Origin of the sequence: Streptomyces sp. NBC_00989 (genome assembly GCF_045162655.1) — a bacterium.
Classification (GTDB): Bacteria; Actinomycetota; Actinomycetes; order Streptomycetales; family Streptomycetaceae; genus Streptomyces.
In genome coordinates this window covers 5,702,860-5,722,150 of record NZ_CP108728.1, presented here as the reverse complement: position 1 = coordinate 5,722,150, position 19,291 = coordinate 5,702,860, and the positions used below count along the sequence as shown (strand labels likewise).

General features: G+C 67.2%; 17 protein-coding genes and 1 pseudogene. 13 read left to right on the top strand and 5 right to left on the bottom strand.

Annotated features, from left to right (window positions below; translation table 11 throughout):
* Positions 1-14: 14 nt before the first annotated feature.
* On the bottom strand, positions 15-815 hold the full coding sequence (locus tag OG714_RS25115) for a GntR family transcriptional regulator (RefSeq protein WP_406124240.1): 801 nt from the start codon (positions 813-815) through the stop codon (positions 15-17).
* Between the two features lie 271 nt (positions 816-1,086).
* Here OG714_RS25115 and OG714_RS25110 point away from each other — a divergent pair, with 271 nt between their 5' ends.
* The 6 genes from OG714_RS25110 to OG714_RS25085 all read left to right on the top strand — a co-directional run bounded on the left by OG714_RS25110 (position 1,087) and on the right by OG714_RS25085 (position 5,664).
* A complete protein-coding gene (locus OG714_RS25110; RefSeq protein ID WP_406124238.1) occupies positions 1,087-1,470 on the top strand; it encodes a hypothetical protein in 384 nt (127 codons plus the stop codon).
* Positions 1,470-1,919 carry a hypothetical protein gene (locus tag OG714_RS25105; protein WP_406124237.1) on the top strand — a complete coding sequence of 150 codons (450 nt, stop codon included), beginning with the start codon at positions 1,470-1,472 and terminating at the stop codon, positions 1,917-1,919. Before OG714_RS25110 ends, OG714_RS25105 begins: the two co-directional genes overlap by 1 nt.
* Positions 1,919-3,256, top strand: a complete 1,338-nt coding sequence (locus OG714_RS25100; RefSeq protein WP_406124235.1) for an FtsK/SpoIIIE domain-containing protein — start codon at positions 1,919-1,921, stop codon at positions 3,254-3,256. Before OG714_RS25105 ends, OG714_RS25100 begins: the two co-directional genes overlap by 1 nt.
* The gene (locus OG714_RS25095; protein ID WP_406124233.1) at positions 3,253-3,444 is read left to right on the top strand and encodes a hypothetical protein; all 192 of its coding nucleotides are present in this window, start codon (positions 3,253-3,255) and stop codon (positions 3,442-3,444) included. Before OG714_RS25100 ends, OG714_RS25095 begins: the two co-directional genes overlap by 4 nt.
* A gap of 164 nt (positions 3,445-3,608) precedes the next feature.
* Positions 3,609-5,060, top strand: a complete 1,452-nt coding sequence (locus OG714_RS25090) for a replication initiator (RefSeq protein ID WP_406124231.1) — start codon at positions 3,609-3,611, stop codon at positions 5,058-5,060.
* The gene (locus OG714_RS25085) at positions 5,050-5,664 is read left to right on the top strand and encodes a hypothetical protein (protein ID WP_406124229.1); all 615 of its coding nucleotides are present in this window, start codon (positions 5,050-5,052) and stop codon (positions 5,662-5,664) included. The genes OG714_RS25090 and OG714_RS25085 overlap by 11 nt, the downstream gene beginning before the upstream one ends.
* A gap of 63 nt (positions 5,665-5,727) precedes the next feature.
* Here OG714_RS25085 and OG714_RS25080 read toward each other — a convergent pair whose 3' ends face one another.
* Positions 5,728-7,506, bottom strand: a complete 1,779-nt coding sequence (locus tag OG714_RS25080) for a recombinase family protein (RefSeq protein WP_406124227.1) — start codon at positions 7,504-7,506, stop codon at positions 5,728-5,730.
* Between the two features lie 57 nt (positions 7,507-7,563).
* Between OG714_RS25080 and OG714_RS25075 the strand changes: the two are divergent.
* The 3 genes and pseudogenes from OG714_RS25075 to OG714_RS25065 form a co-directional block, all read left to right on the top strand.
* Positions 7,564-8,313, top strand: a pseudogene (locus OG714_RS25075) (pirin family protein); the annotation flags it as partial.
* Positions 8,314-8,541: 228 nt separating this feature from the next.
* Positions 8,542-8,940, top strand: a complete 399-nt coding sequence (locus tag OG714_RS25070) for a peptidase inhibitor family I36 protein (RefSeq protein WP_406124225.1) — start codon at positions 8,542-8,544, stop codon at positions 8,938-8,940.
* A gap of 80 nt (positions 8,941-9,020) precedes the next feature.
* Positions 9,021-10,109 carry an AI-2E family transporter gene (locus OG714_RS25065; protein ID WP_406124224.1) on the top strand — a complete coding sequence of 363 codons (1,089 nt, stop codon included), beginning with the start codon at positions 9,021-9,023 and terminating at the stop codon, positions 10,107-10,109.
* On the opposite strand, the gene OG714_RS25060 is transcribed toward OG714_RS25065, so the two are convergent.
* Positions 10,037-12,223: a SpoIIE family protein phosphatase gene (locus tag OG714_RS25060; protein WP_406124222.1), complete on the bottom strand. Its 2,187-nt coding sequence runs from the start codon at positions 12,221-12,223 to the stop codon at positions 10,037-10,039. The two genes, OG714_RS25065 and OG714_RS25060, sit on opposite strands and share 73 nt — an antisense overlap.
* A gap of 165 nt (positions 12,224-12,388) precedes the next feature.
* Here OG714_RS25060 and aspS point away from each other — a divergent pair, with 165 nt between their 5' ends.
* Complete coding sequence (gene aspS / locus OG714_RS25055) at positions 12,389-14,152, top strand: aspartate--tRNA ligase (protein WP_406124220.1); 1,764 nt, start codon at positions 12,389-12,391, stop codon at positions 14,150-14,152.
* Between the two features lie 154 nt (positions 14,153-14,306).
* Positions 14,307-15,284, top strand: a complete 978-nt coding sequence (locus OG714_RS25050; protein ID WP_406124218.1) for an intradiol ring-cleavage dioxygenase — start codon at positions 14,307-14,309, stop codon at positions 15,282-15,284.
* A 113-nt stretch (positions 15,285-15,397) separates the two neighbouring features.
* On the opposite strand, the gene OG714_RS25045 is transcribed toward OG714_RS25050, so the two are convergent.
* Positions 15,398-16,852 carry an ATP-binding protein gene (locus tag OG714_RS25045; RefSeq protein ID WP_406124216.1) on the bottom strand — a complete coding sequence of 485 codons (1,455 nt, stop codon included), beginning with the start codon at positions 16,850-16,852 and terminating at the stop codon, positions 15,398-15,400.
* A 297-nt stretch (positions 16,853-17,149) separates the two neighbouring features.
* Between OG714_RS25045 and OG714_RS25040 the strand changes: the two genes are divergently transcribed.
* Positions 17,150-17,536: a hypothetical protein gene (locus OG714_RS25040; protein WP_406124214.1), complete on the top strand. Its 387-nt coding sequence runs from the start codon at positions 17,150-17,152 to the stop codon at positions 17,534-17,536.
* A gap of 128 nt (positions 17,537-17,664) precedes the next feature.
* Here OG714_RS25040 and OG714_RS25035 read toward each other — a convergent pair whose 3' ends face one another.
* Entirely contained in the window at positions 17,665-17,988 is a 324-nt protein-coding gene (locus tag OG714_RS25035; protein WP_406131939.1) for an ATP-binding protein, read from the bottom strand.
* Positions 17,989-18,233: 245 nt separating this feature from the next.
* Between OG714_RS25035 and OG714_RS25030 the strand changes: the two genes are divergently transcribed.
* On the top strand, positions 18,234-19,229 hold the full coding sequence (locus tag OG714_RS25030; RefSeq protein ID WP_406124212.1) for an intradiol ring-cleavage dioxygenase: 996 nt from the start codon (positions 18,234-18,236) through the stop codon (positions 19,227-19,229).
* Positions 19,230-19,291: the final 62 nt, after the last annotated feature.

Sequence of the window (19,291 nt, the reverse complement as noted above, 5' to 3'; positions counted from 1 at the left end):
AAATGTACGGACTTTTAACTTGATCGTCGGCGAGTGGCGCGCTGGGTAGAGGTCTTGGCCGGCGTCATGGCGAAGGTGAGCTGGCACGTGGCAGCGGGCGCCTTCAACTCCTCGCACAGCAGCGGGTGTTCCTGGTCGGCGTCGCCGGTGATGCGGTAGGTGATCAGGAGGGGGCTGGCGTCGCTGATGCCCAGTGCTGTCCGCTCGTCCGGGTAGGGGGTGCGGGCGGTGACGTGCTCGGTGAACGTCAGATTGAGTCCGGCGTCGGCAAGCTGCTGGTACAGGTTGCTGATCTCGGCGTCGGGCTGCTCGGCGATCGAGGGAACGTCGGCCGCGGTGGACAGGGGGATCAGGACACGGTGGGCCATGCGGGCGCCGGTCACCGGGTCGTGGATCATGCGGTCAACACTGATGGCGTCTTGGTCCTGCTGGTTCAACAGGAGTGCCGGGGGCCCCTCCAGCGTGGTCCGGCTGACGGCGGGCGGCTCCGTCTGCGTCATCTCCGGCAGGCGCCAACTCCCCTTCGTGGTGCGCTGGATGGAGCGTTCAACGCGGGTCGCTGGCAGGACTCCGCCGGAGGGAAGAACGATGCTGCCCTTGCCCTGCTGCGACTCGACCAGCCCCATGGTGCGCAGCTCAGCAATGGCGGCCCGCACGGTGTGCTTGCCGACCCCGTACATCTTGACCATCTCGGTCTCGGACGGGAGGAGTTCGCCGGACTGGTAGCGGCCTCGCCGGATGTCGCCGGCTACACGCTGGGCAACCTGCATGTACATGGAGGGGGCACGTTCGATGTGCTCTCGGGCTGCTGCCATGTCTGGTGTCCTTGTCGGTCGCCGGTAACTCGTTCAACGGGTGCCGGGCGGTTGGTGGTCGGGCCGGTGCGTGGGTCGGTTGTCAGTGGTGCGTGGTAGCGCGTACCACGCCACTCATGAGGATAAGTGGTTGTCCGTCCTCCGTACACCTGACCCAACTCATCCGGATAAGTGGTTGACCTCGATAGTGTTTGCGAGTGAAAATGATCGCTCCACCTCGCCCGGACGGATGTTCGGGCCTGGTGCCTAGTGAGGGGAGAGGTGAACTTCCATGGATAACAAGCCGATCGATGTAGCGCGGCTGGGTGCCATCCGCTGTGTGATAGCTCCGGAACCGCGCACCACGCTGGAAGGTGACCAGCGCCGCGACCGTGAGGGCAACCCGTTGTGGATCACGGGTCTGTCCATCAGGCAGGCGGCGGGGCGGCGTACGGACGTCGTCCACGTGGTCACCAGCGGTCAGCCGCAGGGCGTCACGGAAGGCAGTGAAATACAGGTCACGAACCTGTGGGCCAATGAATGGGCGGTCGACGGCCGGACCGGTACGACCTACCGGGCCGATGCAATCATCCCCGTGTCGGCCTCGGGTGGCGGGGCGGGGCCGGCTCCTGCTCCGGCCGGTCTGCGTGGCAAGTCGGCGGGCGGTGATTCGTGATGGAGCGCTACTTCTGGCACCTGAGCGGCCCGCAGGCTGACGGCCTGGCCTGCGTGGTGTGCGCCGCGAATTTCCTGATGCAGAGGATCACGTCCATTGCGGTCGGTCGGTCGCCTGCGGACGAGTCTCAGGTTTTTGCATGCAAAGAGCCGTGCGCTGGACGCATCGCCGAAGAGGCGGAGCGCATGGCGCGCGAGATGCGGACGGCGACGGGCACAACGGCCCTGGACATGCCCCAGGGGGACGACTCGCCGTTCGGTGTCGACGGCCCCTTCGGCTCGCTGCTGCGGGACCTGCGGACGCTGGCCGGTACCGAAGCACTGCTCACCACATCCGACGACATACCCACGATCCGCTTCCTGCTGTCCCTGGCGGCCCGTCACGCCGAAGCGGCCATGATGCGCGCCCGGCTCGTGCTGGCCCAGACCCAGGAAGGGGAGGCGGAGTGATGCTCGGCTCCGTGATCGCGTGGGTGCTGTTCGCGCTCGTCCTGCTCGGCGTGGTGACTCGGAAGTCGTGGGTACCGCGTCTTGAGGCTCGGGGCGGGCTGTTTCGGCGGGGGCCGTGGCGCTGGTGGCTGACCGGCTATCCGGAAACCGCGCTGCGGGTCCTCACGACCTGGCGGCGGCTGGCCTACCTGAACGGGCTGTCGGTGAGCATGCGGCCAGACCGTCGCGTGATCGGCCGCGATCTGGTGGTGCAGGGGACGGCTCTGCGGCCTAGGCCGCCTCGGCTGGTCTGGCCGGTGCCGACGAAAACCGGGCTGCGGCTGAGAGTGTTGCTGCATCCGGGGCAGACTCCGGCGCCGTACTACCAGGCGGCCCAAGCCATGGAACACGCCTGGCGCGTCTACGGCGTGCGGGTCACCTCGCCTCGCCGGGGTCAGGTCCTCATCCATGTCACGGCCCTTGATCCGCTGACCGGTGAAGTCCCTTCTGCCCGTGGGCCGTTGCCGGTGCTCCTGTCCGCCGACGTGGGCCGCATCGAGGACGGCGAGCGCTGGCTGATCGACCTGCGGCGCGTTCCTCACTGGCTGATCACGGGGGCCACGCAGTCCGGCAAGTCGTCCTTGCTGGCCTCCCTGGTGCTCGCGCTGGCGCCTCAGCCGGTCGCCTTGGTGGGCATCGACTGCAAGGGCGGCATGGAACTCGGCCTGTTCGGCGGGCGCCTGTCCGCGCTGGCGATCGACCGCACACAGGCACTCGGTCTGTTGTCCGGCGTGGTCGACGAGGTCCAGGCACGCATGCGGGTATGCCGGGCGGCAGGCAAGCGGTCCATCTGGGCACTGCCCGACTACGACCGGCCGGTGCCCCTGGTCGTCATTGTCGACGAGCTGGCAGAGCTGTATCTCACGGACGGCTCGCGGGAGTCGCGTGACGAGGCAGAGCAGTGCGGAACGCTCCTCCTGCGCGTCGCCCAACTCGGCGCGGCCCTCGGCGTCCACCTGGTGGTGGCCGGCCAGCGGGTCGGCTCCGATATCGGCCCCCGCGTGACCGCGCTGCGTGCCCAGCTCGGAGGACGCGTTGCCCACCGAGCACATGACGAAGCGTCAGCGGAGATGACCCTCGGGGATATCAACCCGGACGCCGTGGTCACCGCGCAGAACATCACGGAGGACGAACAGGGCGTTGCCGTGGTCGCCATGAGTGGCCGGTGGATGCGCGCCCGGTCCCGCCTGCTCACCCCTGCCGATACGGCCGAGATCGCCCGGACTGATCCCCCGGTGAATCCGTTCCTTACTCAGCCCGACTCCGCGACATTCCAGAAAGGAGGGACTGGGTCATGAATCAGACGGACATGTGGGTTGTCGACTCGTTCCTGTTCCTGTACGTCGTCATGGTCGCCCGCTCGCGGGAAATCCGCTGGTACCAGGCAACCCTTATTTCAATGTTCGGATTCCTGCTGGCCGGAACCCCGTTCGCTTATCCCGTGTGGTTCATGGTGCAGAAAATCGGCGGAATCTTTTTCGGCTGAAGCAGGAATAAATGCTAAGGCCGCAAGAGATCATCCCTCAACTTTAAACACAAACTGCATTCTCATAGCTAAGCGAAGCCAAGTCGAATTTATAGCCAAGCAGAGACAAATCAGGAGCTGACTTATGAACGCCGCGCCCATCCCTCGCGAAAGGGGCCCTCCCCATGTTCCCGATTTCGGATAAGGCGCGGCGCTCGGTCCTCAATGAGGCTGAGCGTCTGCGCCTTCTTTCTTCTACCGAGCGCGACCTTATCCGGCTCGTACACGAACCAGGATTCTCGCGCTGGCTCGATCAGATCAAATCCACTGGCGGATGCGCGCACCCCATCTATCTCGCCGGACACACCACAACCCGTGACGCTCTCACCGGTGAAGTACTGCGGCACTACGACACAACCGAGGAACCTGGCGGCCGTATGCCGGTGCGCTGCCGCAACCGCCGTGAAACGCGCTGTGAGCCGTGCTCCTACCTTCACGCGGGAGACACGTTCCACCTCGTCCGCTCCGGCCTGCTCGGCGGCAAAGGGGTCACGGACGGCGTTCGGCACCACCCCCGGCTCTTCGTCACCCTCACCGCCCCCTCGTTCGGCCCCGTGCACCGTGCGGGCGGCCCTGACGGGAATGTGTGCCGTCCTCGACGAGGCGGCGGAGTCTGCGAACACGGGCGGCCTGTCGGCTGCGGTCAGAAGCATGCCGACGACGATTCTGCCGTGGGTCAGCCGCTGTGCCGGGACTGCTACGACTACCCCGGACACGCCCTGTGGCATGCAAGTGCCGGCGCACTGTGGAACCGCTATTGCCACATGCTCAGGCGGCATCTGGCAACTGCCGCAGGAATCACACAAACCCGCCTCGGTGAACATCTGAAAGTCTCGTTCGCGAAAGTTTCTGAATACCAGCGACGGGGTGCCGTGCATTTTCATGCGGTGATCAGGGTCGACGGTCCGCAGGGCCCTTCTTCGCCTCCACCTTTGTGGGCCACCACCGAACTGCTCTCGGGTGTGGTGCTCTCTGCTGCGGAATCGGTGGAGGTTCACACGCCGTATTCTCTGGCGACCGGTGAGCGGGTTATTAGGTGGGGTGAACAGATCGACGTACACCCCATTCGCAGCGACGCATTCACGGAATCCTCGGCGGTCACCGACAGTGCCGTTGCTGCCTACGTCGCGAAATACGTCTCAAAGAGCGTTGGTGACGCGGGCGGTATCGACTACCGCATCACTGACTTCGAGAGCATCCGTCTAGCCCCCGTGAATGCCCACCTGCGCGCCCTTATGGCCGTCTGCTGGCGCCTGGGCGCACTGCCGGAACTGGAGGCGCTCAACCTCCGCTCCTGGGCTCACACACTCGGATTCCGGGGACACGTCCTCACCAAATCCCGCCAGTACTCCACCACGTACGGGGCATTGCGTTCTGTCCGGGCCGAGCATCGGGGCAGGGGCGCCCTGCTTGCCCTGGAGGACCGAGAGACGGCCACTGAATCAGCCTGGCGCTATGTGGGCTCTGGGCACTCTCCGGCCGAAACAGACATTGCATACGGCATAGCCGAAGATCTGGCGAACCTGCGCGAGACCAGAAGGGACCTGATCGCCGAGGGGTGGAAATATGCTGCGTGACGATTGCGCGGGATGGTTTCACTTCGGCAGTCGGCAAAATGAACGTCCCGAAACTAGTCAATTCTGGCGGATTAATGCAGAGAAGGTGGGTGTTGCCGACGAACTTAGGGGGATATTTGGCGGCAGGATTCGGGACATTAATTCGGATGACTTCGCCGGAGTAGAGCTAGTCACGGGTGTCTCTCGATTTCAGATTCAGGTGGACGGGCCGGAATCGATAATCATGGAAATGATTTTGTGGGGTCGTGGTGGGGTGCAGCATCACTGTGACGGCGAGAACTTCCTCTCTCCGGTGGAGATGTTCGGTTCCTCTTGTCGCTGCCCCTCGCGTATGGAAGAGCGCAAGGTGAATGCCAAAAATGGAGTCGGCCCACAACCTAGTACATCAATCAATTTCCGCTTGGATGAATGCCCTGAACTGGGGATGTTCAGTTTCCATTCTAATTCGTGGGATATGGCTGAAAGTGCTGGGGCGGCAAGGTCTAGCATGATGATGGAAAGTAATGGGAAACTCTTGGGGTTGTGCCTGGAGGTGGTGCATTTTCCGGCCAATAGCGGGCTTATGGTCACCTATATTAGACCTGCTGTGAGGTCGTTTCGTTAAAAGAAATTTGAGAGCCCCGGCGATAGTGTCCGGGGCTCTCGTCCTTTTTTTGTTTCCTTGGTGTCAGGTCGGGGTCACCTCTGAAGCTACATTTTTGGGTTGGACGAATTCTAGTGTTACGCGTTCGGCAACCTCTGATCCGGTCCACTGGTTGCGCCGCTTGGACTCACTCTTGAAGACTGTGATCTTTTCAATGAAGAGGGTTACGAACTCCTGTCGTTCGGCCACGGAAGATTTATCCCACCAGGAACCTTCTCCAATAGGGTCGGATTTCGGGTCCTTGGGTAGCCACTGGCCTATAGGAAGTGCTGGCGTCTCTGCCGCCTCCAGCTCGGTTAGGCGCTCCTGTGTGGTCTCAACCTGGCTGTTCAATGACTGCTCCTCCCGCAGGAATCGACGGCGTCCTACATCGCCGCTGTAACCTCCGGCCTGGCGGTCGTCGTACAGGGTCTCTAGGGCTTGTTCGGCGTCGTTGCGCCTGGCTACCAATGCGTTACGCTCGCCCGCTCGTTCCGGCGACTCTGAGCGTTTGCCGAAGCGTCGTGTTGCCTCGGCAATCACGTCGGCAGTTTCCGGATCGTGCTCGGCGGTCTGGATAATGGCGAAGATCCGACGTGCCACGTAGTCGTCTAGGGCCTGCTGGCTAATGGTGCAGTCGCCTTCGTGGTGCTCCGGCTTCCGCAGCCCCCGAGTACGAGAACACCGATAGGCGCTCTTGTACGGCTTCGCGTCTCGATGAGACTTCTTCGGCTTACCGCACTCACAGAAGAGAATTCCTTGTGAGGTGAGCAACGCTTTACCGCGAGAAAGGCCCTTGCCTCGGCCGCGACTATTAAGCCATTCCTGAAGTTCGTGCCACTCTGCCGGAGGGATGATGGGCTCCCACATAATAATGGGTTCCATCGTCTCCGGATCACGCTTAATTCGGTACTCATCGATTGTGCTTGTCTTTCTACCGTCCTTCCCGATCTTGTAGATGATGTCGACTGCATACCCGGCAATGCGAGGGTCTCTCAGGATGCGGTCCAGGGTCTTTGGGTCCCATTCGCTATCTGCTTCTTCTTTCCCGACTGTCTGCCCTCGCGTGGCAACCCTGTCCACGTTCAATTGAACGCATATTCCAGTCTTCGAGCCCGGATGGTGTTTGCCGGGGCCCGGAGTGTAGGGAAGGTCCCTATACAGTTTGATGGTTGCCCATACGGCTTGGATTACGGTGATCTCGGTGATCTCGTGCTCAAGAAGCTGAATGACGATGATGCGTTCTTTCCCGTCATCTCCGACCACTGTCCGGGCTTCTGGTACCAGCTTGAATCCGTACGGTGGCTTACCGCCTAGGTAACCGCCCAATTCGCGGGCAGTCTTCTTGGCGTCGAGTACGGCGTCACTCTTGTTTTTGCTGTCGTTGTGTGCCGCGTCCAGACGCATAAACATGTGGATGAGATCCATAAGGTTGCCCTTACGGAAGGTTCCCTCCGTCACGCTCACGATTGTCACGCCGAGATTCAGCAACTCGGTTACGATCGGGATCGCGTCCAACGGGTCCATGCGGGACAGGCGGCTGATGTAGTAAACGATCAGGAGATTTATTTTTCCGGCTCGGCAGTCGCTCAACAGGCGCTCGAAGTCAGGCCGTTCGACACCCGTGAAGGCAGAGATTCCGAGATCTTCGTACAGCTCGATCCGAACTGCGCCCCGCCTCTTGGCTTCGGCGATGCCGGCTGTGTGTTGGGTGGCGGTTGAAGCCTCGGACTTGTTCTGTCGGCGTTCGGACTGGCGCCCGTACACGCCTGCATAAATCTCGGTGACTATAGGTTCCGCAATCGCTGTTGCCATGACGGTCATCACCCCTTGGTTTCCGAAGGTACGTCGCATTGGCTACGCACCCAACTGGATTTACTCAAGGGCACCCCCTGGCACCCGCACCGCGGCTTCGAGACCGTCACCTACATCATCGACGGCGTCTTCGACCACCAGGACTCCAACGGCGGTGGCGGCACCATCACCAACGGAGACACGCAGTGGATGACGGCGGGCGCGGGCCTGCTGCACATCGAGGCGCCGCCGGAGTCGCTCGTGGTGTCGGGCGGGCTGTTCCACGGGCTCCAGCTCTGGGTCAACCTGCCGGCCAAGGACAAGATGATGCCCCCGCGCTACCAGGACATCCGCGGCGGTCAGGTCCAGCTGCTCACCACCCCCGACGGCGGCGCGCTGCTGCGGGTCATCGCCGGTGAGCTGGACGGTCACCAGGGTCCCGGTATCACGCACACGCCGATCACGATGATCCACGCGACGGTGGCGCCGGGTGCGGAGGTCACCCTGCCCTGGCGCGAGGACTTCAACGGCGTCGCGTACGTCCTGGCGGGCAAGGGCTCGGTCGGTGCCGAGCGGCGCGCGATCCACATGGGCCAGACCGCGGTCTTCGGCGCGGGTTCGTCCCTGACCGTCCGCGCGGACGAGCAGCAGGACGGGAACACCCCCGACCTGGAGGTCGCGATCCTCGGCGGCCAGCCGATCCGCGAGCCGATGGCGCACTACGGCCCGTTCGTCATGAACACCCGCGAGGAACTCCAGCAGGCGTTCGAGGACTTCCAGAAGGGCCGGCTGGGCACCATCCCCGCCGTCCACGGGATGGGCGAGGGCGGCCTGTAAGCCCTCGTAGCAGACCCTCGCGGAACGGAAATACCCGAAGCCCCGTCCTTGTCCGGACGGGGCTTCGGGCACGTGTGGCTCGGCTCGCGGCTCGGCCTGCTCAGGCGTCGGGTGTCCACGCCGGTGCGGGTCCTCCGTTCGGGTGACCCGGAGCCGGCCGGGGCATGAAGGTGCCGCGCACGGAAATGGTCCGGCTGAAAGTGGACACCGAGTGCAAGGAAGTCACGCGTGCGTATCCGCATGAGTCTGGCCGTCGCCATGGCGGCCACCTGTCGCGCCCTGACGGGCGCGGCAAGCACCTCCCAGGCCCGTACCCCCTCCGCCTCCACCGGACAGGCGGCGAGCGCCGCGCTCCAGCGCGCGGACGAGAACTGCGGGGCGGGGGAGATCTGCTTCTGGCACGACAGGAACTACTCGGGCACCCCCTGGCGGTGGAGTCCCGCCTCCGGGTACCGCGACATGCCGTCGAACCTGCACGACCACGTGTACTCCTTCAAGGCCAACGCCAACGCGTGCTTCATCGACTGGGACCCCCAGGAGAAGCGACCCGTCGTCTCCGGCGACTACGCCCAGGCCTACGACACCAACTTCGGCAGGAGGATCGACGCGGTGGGTCCCACCTGCTGATTCCCTAGGGGTGTTTCCCCCGTCACCCGGGCGGGCCGTCCTGGCAGGACGGCCCGCCCGGTGCGTGATCGGGTGGGAGCGTGCAGCTACTCCCCGTTCCCGTACGGCGGCTCGCCGCCTGGTGTGCCGTCCTGCTGCTCGTCTCCGGGGTCGGCTACGTCGGGATCCGGCTCTGCGCCGAGTTGAGGACCGCCGTCACGCCCGTGCTGCTCGCGCTGCTCGGCACCGCGCTGCTCGGGCCGTTGTACCGGCGGCTGGTGAAGGCGCACGTGAACCGGTCGGTCGCCGCCATGATCACCTGTGTCGCGGTCGTCGCCGTCGTCGGCGGAGCCGTGTACATCGTGGTGGCCGCGCTGATCGACACCGGGGACCAGATCGTGTCGTCGCTCAAGGACGCGGGGAACTCCCTCGCCGACCACTTCGGGGCCGCGGGCACCTCGGTGGACGACCTCGCCTCCAACGCGAGGGAACTGCTCACCAAGTTCGGCGGGACGGCCGCCTCGAACGTCATCAGCGGGGTCAGCGTCGTCGGCGAGACCATCGCCATGGCCGTACTGGCGCTGCTGCTCGTCTTCTTCTTCCTCCGTGACTCCGACAAGGCCGCCGGGCTGCTGCGCTCGCTCTCCCCGCACGGCAACGCCGACCTCGTCGAGGCCATGGCCCGCCGTGCCTTCGAGGGCGTCGAGGGCTTCATGCGGGGGACCACCGTCATCGCCCTCATCGACGCCCTCTGCATCGGCGTCGGGCTGCTCGTCCTGGACGTGCCGGGGGCCTTCGGCCTGGCCGCGCTCGTCTTCGTCGGCGCCTACATCCCCTACCTCGGCGCGTTCCTCTCCGGCGCCGTCGCCGTGCTGGTCGCGCTCGCCGACCGGGGTTTCGTCATCGCGCTGTGGGCCCTCGGCGTCGTCCTCGCCGTGCAGGTGCTGGAGGGGCATGTGCTCCAGCCGATGATCCAGAGCCGGACCGTGCAGATGCACCCGGCGGTCGTGATGATCGCGATCACCGCGGGCGCGTCCGTCGCCGGAATCCTCGGCATGCTGCTCGCGGTGCCGCTGACCGCGGCCGTCTTCGGGGTCTTCCACGAACTGCGGGAGCGTTACGCGTCCCAGGAACCGAACTCCGAGATGTCGCCGGTGACCGCGCCGTCGCCCGAGCCGTCGGACTCGTAGAGCTCGAACCAGATGCTCTTGCCCTCGCCCCTCGGATCCACGCCCCAGGTCTCCGCGAGGAGCTCGATGAGGAGCAACCCCCGCCCGGAGGAAGCCAGTTCACCGGGGTGCCGCTTGTGCGGGAGGTCGTCGCCGGCGTCCGTGACCTCGACCCGCATCCGCCGCTCACCCACCTCGCCGGTCACCTCGGCGGTCAGCAGGGCGTCGGCGTCGGTGTGCACGAGGACGTTGGTGAGCATCTCGGAGACCAGCAGGACCGCCGAGTCGACCTGGTCGGCGCCGGTCCAGTCGTGGAGGAGTTCGCGCAGCTGCTGCCGGGCCACCGCGATCCGCTCGGGCTCGGCCTGCGCGACCGTGAGCACCGTACGGCGGATCTTCGGCGGGTCGGTGACCGTGTCGCCGCAGCCGCAGGCCTCGCCCTCCCGGGACAGCAGGAGGACGGCGATGTCGTCCTCGCGGCGGTCCGCGAGCGGGCCGGTGGTGTGGTGCGAGGAGGGTCCGTGGACGGCCTGGACGAGCGCGTCGGCGAGTTCCTCCAGGTCGCCCTTGTGCGCCTCCAGGATCGTCCGGATGCGCTGCCAGCCCGTCTCCAGGTCGTGGCCGCCGGTCTCGATCAGCCCGTCGGTGCAGATCATCATCGTCTCGCCGGGCTCCAGGGCGAGCGTGGTCGTCGGATAGTCGGCGTCCGGGTCGATGCCGAGCGGCAGTCCGCCCGCCGTGGGCCGCGCCAGCACCGTGCCGTCCGCCATGCGTATCGCCGGGTCGGGATGGCCGGCGCGGGCGATCTCCAGGACGCCGGTCGCCGGGTCGGCCTCGACGTACAGGCAGGTCGCGAAGCGAGGGTCGGCCTTCTCCGCGTCGCCGTTGGTGATGCCGTGCAGGAAGCGGGAGGCGCGGGACAGCACCGCGTCGGGCCGGTGCCCCTCGGAGGCGTAGGCACGCAGGGCGATACGGAGCTGGCCCATCAGCCCGGCGGCCCGCACGTCATGGCCCTGTACGTCGCCGATGACGAGGGCGATGCGTCCTCCCCCGGAGGGGGTGCCCCCAGGCAGCGGGATCATGTCGTACCAGTCGCCGCCGACCTGGAGCCCGCCGCCGGTCGGTATGTAGCGGGCGGCGACGCTCATGCCCGGGATCTCCGGGCCCAGCGTGGGCAGCATCGAGCGCTGGAGCCCGTCGGTCAGCTCGCGCTCGGACTCGGCGACACCGGCGCGGGACAGGGCCTGCGCGAGCATCCGGGCGACCGTGGTGAGCACGGACCGCTCGTCGGGCGTGAAGGCGACCGGGTAGGTGAAGGCGGCCATCCAGGCGCCCATCGTCCGCCCGGCGACCGTCAGCGGCAGGAACGCCCAGGACTGCCGGTGGAAGTGCTGGGCGAGCGGCCAGGTGACCGGGTAGCGCTCCTTGTACTGCTCGGGCGTGGACAGATAGACGGCACGGCCCGTCCGTACGACCTCGGCGGCCGGGTAGTCCGTCACCATCGACATGTGCGAGAACGGGTCCTCGTCGCCCGGCTGATGCCCGTGGTGGCCGACGATCGTCAGGCGGTCGCCCGATACGCCGAACACCGCGAGGCCGTCCGGTGAGAAGCCCGGCATCGACAGGCCCGCCGCGACCCGCAGCACCTCCGCCGTGGACCGCGCCTCCGCGAGCGCCCGGCCCGCGTCCAGCAGGAACGCCTCCCGGGATCGCCGCCAGTCACCGGTGACCGCCGTTCGCCCGGCCGGTGTGCCCGGCGTGGGTTCGGTGACCTCCTGGAGGGTGCCGATCAGCTCGAACGACCGCTTCTCGGGGTCGTACGACGGCTTGGAGCGGCTGCGGACGACGCGGATCACCCGGCCGCGCTCGTCCATGATCCGGATGCGGACCTCGGCGAGGGTGCCCTCGGCGACGGCCAGCCCGACGACCCCCGTGATCTCGTTCCAGTCCACGGGGTGGAGTCGGGCCCGGGTCTGGGCCTCCGTGAGGGTGGTCTGTTCGGGGGGCAGCCCGAGCAGCCGTGCGGCCTCGGCGTCCACCGTGACCAGCTCCGAGGCGGTGTCCCAGTGCCACAGACCGGTCGCGAGGGCGGCGAGTACCTCCCCCACGGCGGGCAGGGGCTCACCAGTGCGCATTGCCCCACTCTAAGAAGAGGAGATCGATAAGTGCCACCGATGGAGTCCCGAGTTAATGGTGGGGAGGCGATCAATGGGTGGCCGGTACCCTTGGGACGTCCGGGCTCCGGCCCCGGACGTTTCACGTGAAACACTCCCCGATCCGCGAAGGCTGGATGAACGACGATGCATCGGTACAGGTCCCACACCTGCGGCGAGCTCCGCGCCTCTGACGTCGGCACCGACGTCCGGCTGAGTGGCTGGCTGCACAATCGGCGCGACCTGGGCGGCATCCTCTTCATCGATCTGCGCGATCACTACGGCATCACGCAGCTCGTCGCCCGCCCCGGCACGCCCGCGTACGAGGCTCTCGACAAGGTGACCAAGGAGTCGACGGTCCGCGTCGACGGCAAGGTCGTCTCCCGGGGCACGGACAACGTGAACCCGGATCTGCCGACCGGTGAGATCGAGGTCGAGGTCGGCGAGGTCGAGCTGCTCGGCGCCGCCGCCCCGCTCCCCTTCACGATCAACACCGAGGACGGGGTCAACGAGGAGCGGCGCCTGGAGTACCGCTTCCTGGACCTGCGCCGCGAGCGCATGCACCGCAACATCATGCTGCGGTCGTCCGTGATCGCCTCGATCCGCTCGAAGATGGTCGCCCTCGGCTTCAACGAGATGGCCACCCCGATCCTCTCCGCGACCTCCCCCGAGGGCGCGCGTGACTTCGTGGTCCCGTCCCGGCTGAACCCGGGCAAGTTCTACGCCCTGCCGCAGGCGCCGCAGCAGTTCAAGCAGCTGCTGATGATCTCCGGCTTCGACCGCTACTTCCAGATCGCGCCCTGTTTCCGCGACGAGGACGCCCGCGCGGACCGCTCGCCGGGCGAGTTCTACCAGCTCGACGTGGAGATGAGCTTCGTAGAGCAGGAAGACGTCTTCCAGCCGATCGAGAAGCTCATGACGGAGCTGTTCACGGAGTTCGGCGGCGGCCAGGAGGTCACCTCCCCCTTCCCGCGCATCCCGTTCCGCGAGTCGATGCTGAAGTACGGCTCCGACAAGCCGGACCTGCGCGCCAAGCTCGAACTCACCGACATCACCGACGTGTTCGAGGGCTCGGAGTTCAAGGCCTTCGCCGGCAAGCACGTGCGCGCGCTGCCCGTGCCGGACGTATCGGCGCAGCCCCGCAAGTTCTTCGACCAGCTCGGCGACTTCGCGGTCACGCTCGGCGCGAAGGGCCTGGCCTGGGTCCGCGTGACCGAGGAGGGCTCGCTGACGGGCCCGATCGCGAAGTTCCTCACGGAGGAGAACGTCGCGGAGCTCACGAAGCGCCTGTCGCTGGCCCCCGGCCACGCGGTGTTCTTCGGCGCGGGCGAGTTCGAAGAGGTCTCGAAGATCATGGGCGCGGTGCGGGTCGAGGCCGCCAAGCGCGCCGGTCACTTCGAAGAGAACGTCTTCCGCTTCTGCTGGATCGTCGACTTCCCGATGTACGAGAAGGACGAGGAGACCGGGAAGATCGACTTCTCGCACAACCCGTTCTCGATGCCGCAGGGTGGTCTGGAGGCCCTGGAGACCCAGGACCCGCTGGACATCCTGGGCTGGCAGTACGACATCGTCTGCAACGGCGTCGAGCTGTCCTCCGGCGCGATCCGGAACCACGAGCCCGACATCATGCTCAAGGCCTTCGAGATCGCGGGCTACGACCGTGACACCGTCGAGGAGCAGTTCGCGGGCATGCTGCGCGCGTTCCGCTTCGGCGCCCCGCCGCACGGGGGGATCGCCCCCGGCGTCGACCGCATCGTCATGCTGCTCGCGGACGAGCCGAACATCCGCGAGACGATCTCCTTCCCGCTCAACGGCAACGCCCAGGACCTGATGATGGGCGCGCCGACGGAGCTGGACGAGACGCGGCTGCGCGAGCTGCACCTGTCGGTGCGGAAGCCGCAGCCGAAGTAGTAGGCGACTGGCGGGAGCTGAGGCTCCGGGGCTCGAAACCGGCATCGGTTTCGAGCCCTTTCGCTTGCCCACAGGATTCACAGCGCATTCTCATGTTCATGCCATGTTGGGCGCCCCTAGCGTCCCGGGCATGACGGATTCCCGAGTACCCCCCATGGATTCTCAACCCCCCACGGACTCCGAAGTCCCCGAGGAAAAAGGCCAGTTGGCGCGCCGTACGGTCCTGGTGGCCGGTGGTGTGGCGGTGACGGCGGTGGGCGTCGCCGGAGCGCTGTCGGTGAACGCCTCGGCGCAGGAGAACGCCCCGCACCCGCATCCGCCGAAACCGACCGTGTCGGGGGAGGCGTGCTACACGCTGACCTCGGAGCTGACCGAGGGCCCGTACTACATCGACGCCGACAAGATCCGCCGCGATGTGACGGAGGACCAGGAGGGCATCCCGCTCACCCTGGACCTCAAGGTGATCGACGCCGACACGTGCAGACCGCTGCGCAACGCGGCCGTGGACATCTGGCACTGCAACGCGACGGGCGTCTACTCGGGCTACGAGTCGACCGGCGGAGGCGGTGGCGGCCCGGCCCCCACGGGCCCGCCGCCCTCCGGCACCCCGACCGGCACCCCGACGGGCGGCCCGCCCGGTGGCGGCGGCGGCCACCAGGAACCGACCGACGACGACCGCTTCCTGCGCGGCACCTGGCACACCGACCGCCGCGGCCACGTCACCTTCAAGACGGTCTTCCCCGGCTGGTACCAGGGCCGTTGCGTCCACATCCACATCAAGGTCCACGTCGACGGCGAGTGGACCGACGCGGGCTACGAGGGCGGCCACACCTGCCACACGGGCCAGCTCTTCTTCGACGAGAAGTCGGTCATCGCGACGTCGGTCCTGGAGCCGTACGTCTCGAACACGGCGACCCGCACGACGCTCACCGAGGACGGCATCTATCCCCAGAACGGCCACGAGGGCGGCCTGCTCTACCTCAAGTACGACAGGCGGCACATCGGGCGGGGCGTGCACGGGCATCTGACGCTGGGGGTGGCGCCGGACGAGACGAACGACGGGGAGGGCGGGGGCGGTCCGGGCGGCCCGGGCCCGTCGGCTTCCGCTTCGCCGTCGGCTTCGGCGTCGTAGCTCCCGCCGTCGCAGGGGAGCCGTAGCCCTTGCCGTCTCCAAGGAGTCGTAGCCCCTGCCGTCGCCACGGAGTCGTAGCCCCGCCGTCGCTCCCGCTGTAGAAGACGTCGTCGCTACGGCCGCCAGGCCGCGACCACGTCCTTCGCCCCCCACACCAGGTCGACGGCGTCGTCCGACACCGCGCGGGTGACGCCGGAGAGGGACACGACCGCGAGGCCGGTGCCGCCGGGATCGAATCCGGGAACCTCGGCGGCGCCGGTCCGCAGGGCGTTCAGGTCCTGCTGGTCGAAGGGCGAGGCGAGCCACTTCACCGAGCCGGCGAAGTACACGGACCCGGCCACGGGGGCGCGGTCCGCGCCGATCAGGTCGATCTCCGGCGCGAACCGCCGGTTCCACCAGCCGCCGACGACCTCCGTGCCGGGCCAGGGGAAGCCATCGGAGGCGGCCGCGGCCAGTTCCAGCGCCTCACGGATCAGGGGCTCGACGGCCCGTCCCCGCCAGGCCGTCCACCGCCGCTCCACGATCCGGTACGCGGCTTCGGGGCGTCCGCGTCTGGAGAGTTCCTGCGCGGACCGGGTCGCGGCCAGGTAGAGCCGCAGGTTGCTGTCGGCCACGCGATAGAGGGCGGGCTTGCCGGGGCTGGTGGACAGCGGCGGGTCCACGGCCAGCACGCGCTTCTCGACGGTGAGGCGTCTGAGCAGCGGGGACAGCACTCCGGAGGGCAGCGCCCCGCTCTGGCTTCCCGCGGTCGCGGCGATGTTCGCGTGCGTACGGTCCCCGCTCCCCACGGCCTCCAGGACCCGGCGGGTCTGGTCGGGTGCCGGGAACTCGGCCAGGAGCGCCGCCTCCGGCACCCCGAAGAGCGGCGAGGCGGGGTCCGCGCACTCGTCCTTGACGAAGTCGAGCGCCGGTGTCGCGTGCGGCCAGGCACGAAGGATGCCCGGCAGGCCGCCGGACACGAGATGGGCGTCGATGGCGTCGGCGGCGTCCAGCCCCAGCACGTCTCCGGTCTCGGCGGGATCGAGCGGTCCGAGGACGAGGCTGTCGGCGCGTCCGTAGAACGGGCGGTCGTACGCCGTGAACCGCTCCATCATGTGCAGATCGCTGCCGAGCAGCAGCAGAAGCACCGGGCGTCCGGCCAGCAGCCGGTCCCACGCGGTCTGTAGCGCTCCGTCGAACACGGGGTCCTGCTCGGCGAGCCAGGGCAGTTCGTCGAGGACCACGATGCTGGGTGAGGCGGGCAGGACGGCCGCGAGCGTCCGGAAGGCGTCCGGCCAGTTCGTGGGGGCGGTGGCCGGCACGAGTTCGCGGGCGGCGGGCAGGGAGGACTCCCTCAGCTCCGCGGTGAAGTCGGCGATCCCCTCGACGGGGGAGGCGCCCTTGGTGGCGGTGAAGAAGACGTACGGCACCGCCGCGCCGTCGCAGAACTCCTGCACGAGCCGCGACTTGCCCACCTGCCGTCGCCCCCGTATGGCCACGGCGACGCCGGTGGCGTCCGCGGAGACGCGGGCGAGGCGCTTGCGGAGGAGGGCCAGCTCGGTGTGACGGCCGACGAAAGGGGTGGGCATGGGGGCTCCGGGGGCTCCGCGAGGATGTGGCCGAGGATGTGAGCAAGCGTATGTAGTCAGATTCTACGTAGATTGAGTCTACATAGATTCCCGGACGGATCCCGGAGCGATTCCGCATGGTCCCGTGGCGATTCCGGATGGATTGCGGAGTGGATCCGGCTGGATTGCGGTGGTTCATGGAGGGCTCATGGCGAGCACACAGACGGATCGACGGTCTCCCACAGTGGCAGGGAGTGTCATGGGGCATAGGGGTCGGATCGGCTCGTCCCGTGAACCACGTGAGGTCTGGAGGAAACGATGGGATTCGTTGTGCTGGCATTGCTGTTGATCGCGGGGGCGGTGTTCGCGGTCGTCGTGCTGAGGCGCTCGCAGGGTGGCCGGGACGGGTCCGACCTGTCCGATCTCGACGCCGAGGTCGAGGCGAGCGGTTCGGTGCTGCGGCTCGGCGCGAGCCTGACCGTCCCCGAGGCGAGGGTCTGGGCGGGCGCCGACGAGGCGGTGACGCGGGCGCTGACGAACGCCGTCGAGTGCCACCGGACCGCCGCGGCGCAGCTGACCACGGCACGCACGGTGACGGAGTACACCCAGGCGGCCCGTACGGCGCAGGAGGGGCTCGCGTATGTCGCTACGGCGCGGGCGGCGCTGGGCAGCGTGCCGGTGTTGGCGGACTCGGCGGCGGCGTAGGAGCGGGGGTCTGTCCACGGAGGGTGTGTCCCGCCAAGGTGAGGGTCTTCAAGTCCGCGCGGGGCGTGATGAGTTGTCGGACCTGGTCGGTGCTGTCCTGGGTCTGAGGTGGATCAAGGGCGGAGACGTCAGGCGGCTGTGGTCAGTTCGCACCAGACGTACTTGCCCCGGCTGCCGTTCCTGGACAGCGGCTGCCGGCCCCAGAGGTCGGCGCAGGCCCTGACCAGGCCCAGACCCCGGCCCTCCTCCCCGTCCAGGAGCTTGGCCAACTCCCGTGGAGGCTCCGGGGGTTCGGGGTTCGCGCCGCAGGCGCCGATGCGGAGGGTGCCGGGTTTCCAGGAGACCCGCAGGATTACCGGGCCCTTCGTGTGGCGTACGGCGTTGCCCACCAGCTCCAACGTCTGGCGAAGGAGCTGTAGACGTGATCCAGTGGCAGAGTCGACCTTCTCCAGCGGAAGCGACGGGGCCAACTGCGTGGAAGTGGCATCCTCAGAAGGCGAGTTGCTCCTCCGCGAAAGCGACGACCCCACCCGAACACTCCCCTCGCCCCCACCACCCTCGCCGCCCTCCTCCACCGCATACGCGAGCAGCGCACTCTCTGACCGGCGACCGCCCAGACAGACGGCCACTTCAGAATTCATGGGAACCCACAGCCCACACCCATGCTTCTTACAGACCTCTTACCTACCGTCCGGGCATGACGGGAAACGGAACAACCAACGAGTCGCCGGAACAACCGCGTAGCCAATCCCCCGCGCACAAACGGGACTTGACCCGGCGCAAGGTCGTCGTCGTGGGCGGGGCCGCCGTCGCCGCCGTGGGTGTGGGGGGAGGGCTCGCCGCGAGTGCGTTCGCGGACGGGGCCGCCTCCCCCGGGGCCGCGAAGGGCACGCCCAGCGCCGGCGAGACGTGTTACACGCTCACCTCGGAGACCACCGAGGGGCCGTACTACATCGACGCCGACAAGATCCGGCAGGACATCACCGAGGACGAGGTGGGCATTCCCCTGGCCCTCACCCTCAAGGTGATCGACGCGGAGACCTGCAAGCCGCTCCGGAACGCCGCCGTCGACATCTGGCACTGCAGCGCGCTCGGCATCTACTCCGGCTACGAGGCGATGAGCAGCGGAGGCGGTGGAGGCGGCGCTCCCACCGACGCGCCCTCCGGTACGCCGACCGGTACTCCCACCGGCGAGCCCCCGTCCGGCGCCCCCTCCGGCGGAACCGGTGGCGGTCACTCCGAACCGACCGACGACGAGCGGTACTTGCGCGGCACCTGGAAGACCGACAAGCGCGGCTACGTCACCTTCAAGACGGTGTTCCCGGGCTGGTACCAGGGCCGTTGCGTGCACATCCACGTCAAGGTGCACGTCGACGGCGAGTGGACGGACGCCGGGTACGAGGGCGGACACACCTGCCACACCGGCCAGCTCTTCTTCGACGAGAAGTCCGTGCTCGCGTCGGCGACGGTCGAGCCGTACTCCACCAACACCACCACCCGCACGACCCTCACCGAGGACACGATCTACCCGCAGAACGGCCACGAAGGCGGCCTGCTCTTCATCGAGTACGACAAGAAGCGCATCGCCAAGGGGGTTCGCGCCCACCTGACGATGGGTGTCGCCCCGGACGAGACCCACGACAGCACGGACACCCAGCCGAGCGCGTCGGCGTCGGCATCCGCGTCCTCATAACTCGTCAACTGTGCTCAGGATCAAGAATGTTGGCGAGCCGCGGCAACCTTCTTGATCCTGAC

Excerpts from the sequence above, each read along its gene's own strand:
- OG714_RS25115 (WP_406124240.1), bottom strand. The coding sequence starts at position 815 with ATGGCAGCAGCCCGAGAGCACATCGAACGTGCCCCCTCCATGTACATG.
- OG714_RS25110 (WP_406124238.1), top strand. The coding sequence starts at position 1,087 with ATGGATAACAAGCCGATCGATGTAGCGCGGCTGGGTGCCATCCGCTGT.
- OG714_RS25105 (WP_406124237.1), top strand. The coding sequence starts at position 1,470 with ATGGAGCGCTACTTCTGGCACCTGAGCGGCCCGCAGGCTGACGGCCTG.
- OG714_RS25100 (WP_406124235.1), top strand. The coding sequence starts at position 1,919 with ATGCTCGGCTCCGTGATCGCGTGGGTGCTGTTCGCGCTCGTCCTGCTC.
- OG714_RS25095 (WP_406124233.1), top strand. The coding sequence starts at position 3,253 with ATGAATCAGACGGACATGTGGGTTGTCGACTCGTTCCTGTTCCTGTAC.
- OG714_RS25090 (WP_406124231.1), top strand. The coding sequence starts at position 3,609 with ATGTTCCCGATTTCGGATAAGGCGCGGCGCTCGGTCCTCAATGAGGCT.
- OG714_RS25085 (WP_406124229.1), top strand. The coding sequence starts at position 5,050 with ATGCTGCGTGACGATTGCGCGGGATGGTTTCACTTCGGCAGTCGGCAA.
- OG714_RS25080 (WP_406124227.1), bottom strand. The coding sequence starts at position 7,506 with ATGACCGTCATGGCAACAGCGATTGCGGAACCTATAGTCACCGAGATT.
- OG714_RS25060 (WP_406124222.1), bottom strand. The coding sequence starts at position 12,223 with ATGCGCACTGGTGAGCCCCTGCCCGCCGTGGGGGAGGTACTCGCCGCC.
- aspS (WP_406124220.1), top strand. The coding sequence starts at position 12,389 with ATGCATCGGTACAGGTCCCACACCTGCGGCGAGCTCCGCGCCTCTGAC.
- OG714_RS25050 (WP_406124218.1), top strand. The coding sequence starts at position 14,307 with ATGGATTCTCAACCCCCCACGGACTCCGAAGTCCCCGAGGAAAAAGGC.
- OG714_RS25045 (WP_406124216.1), bottom strand. The coding sequence starts at position 16,852 with ATGCCCACCCCTTTCGTCGGCCGTCACACCGAGCTGGCCCTCCTCCGC.
- OG714_RS25040 (WP_406124214.1), top strand. The coding sequence starts at position 17,150 with ATGGGATTCGTTGTGCTGGCATTGCTGTTGATCGCGGGGGCGGTGTTC.
- OG714_RS25030 (WP_406124212.1), top strand. The coding sequence starts at position 18,234 with ATGACGGGAAACGGAACAACCAACGAGTCGCCGGAACAACCGCGTAGC.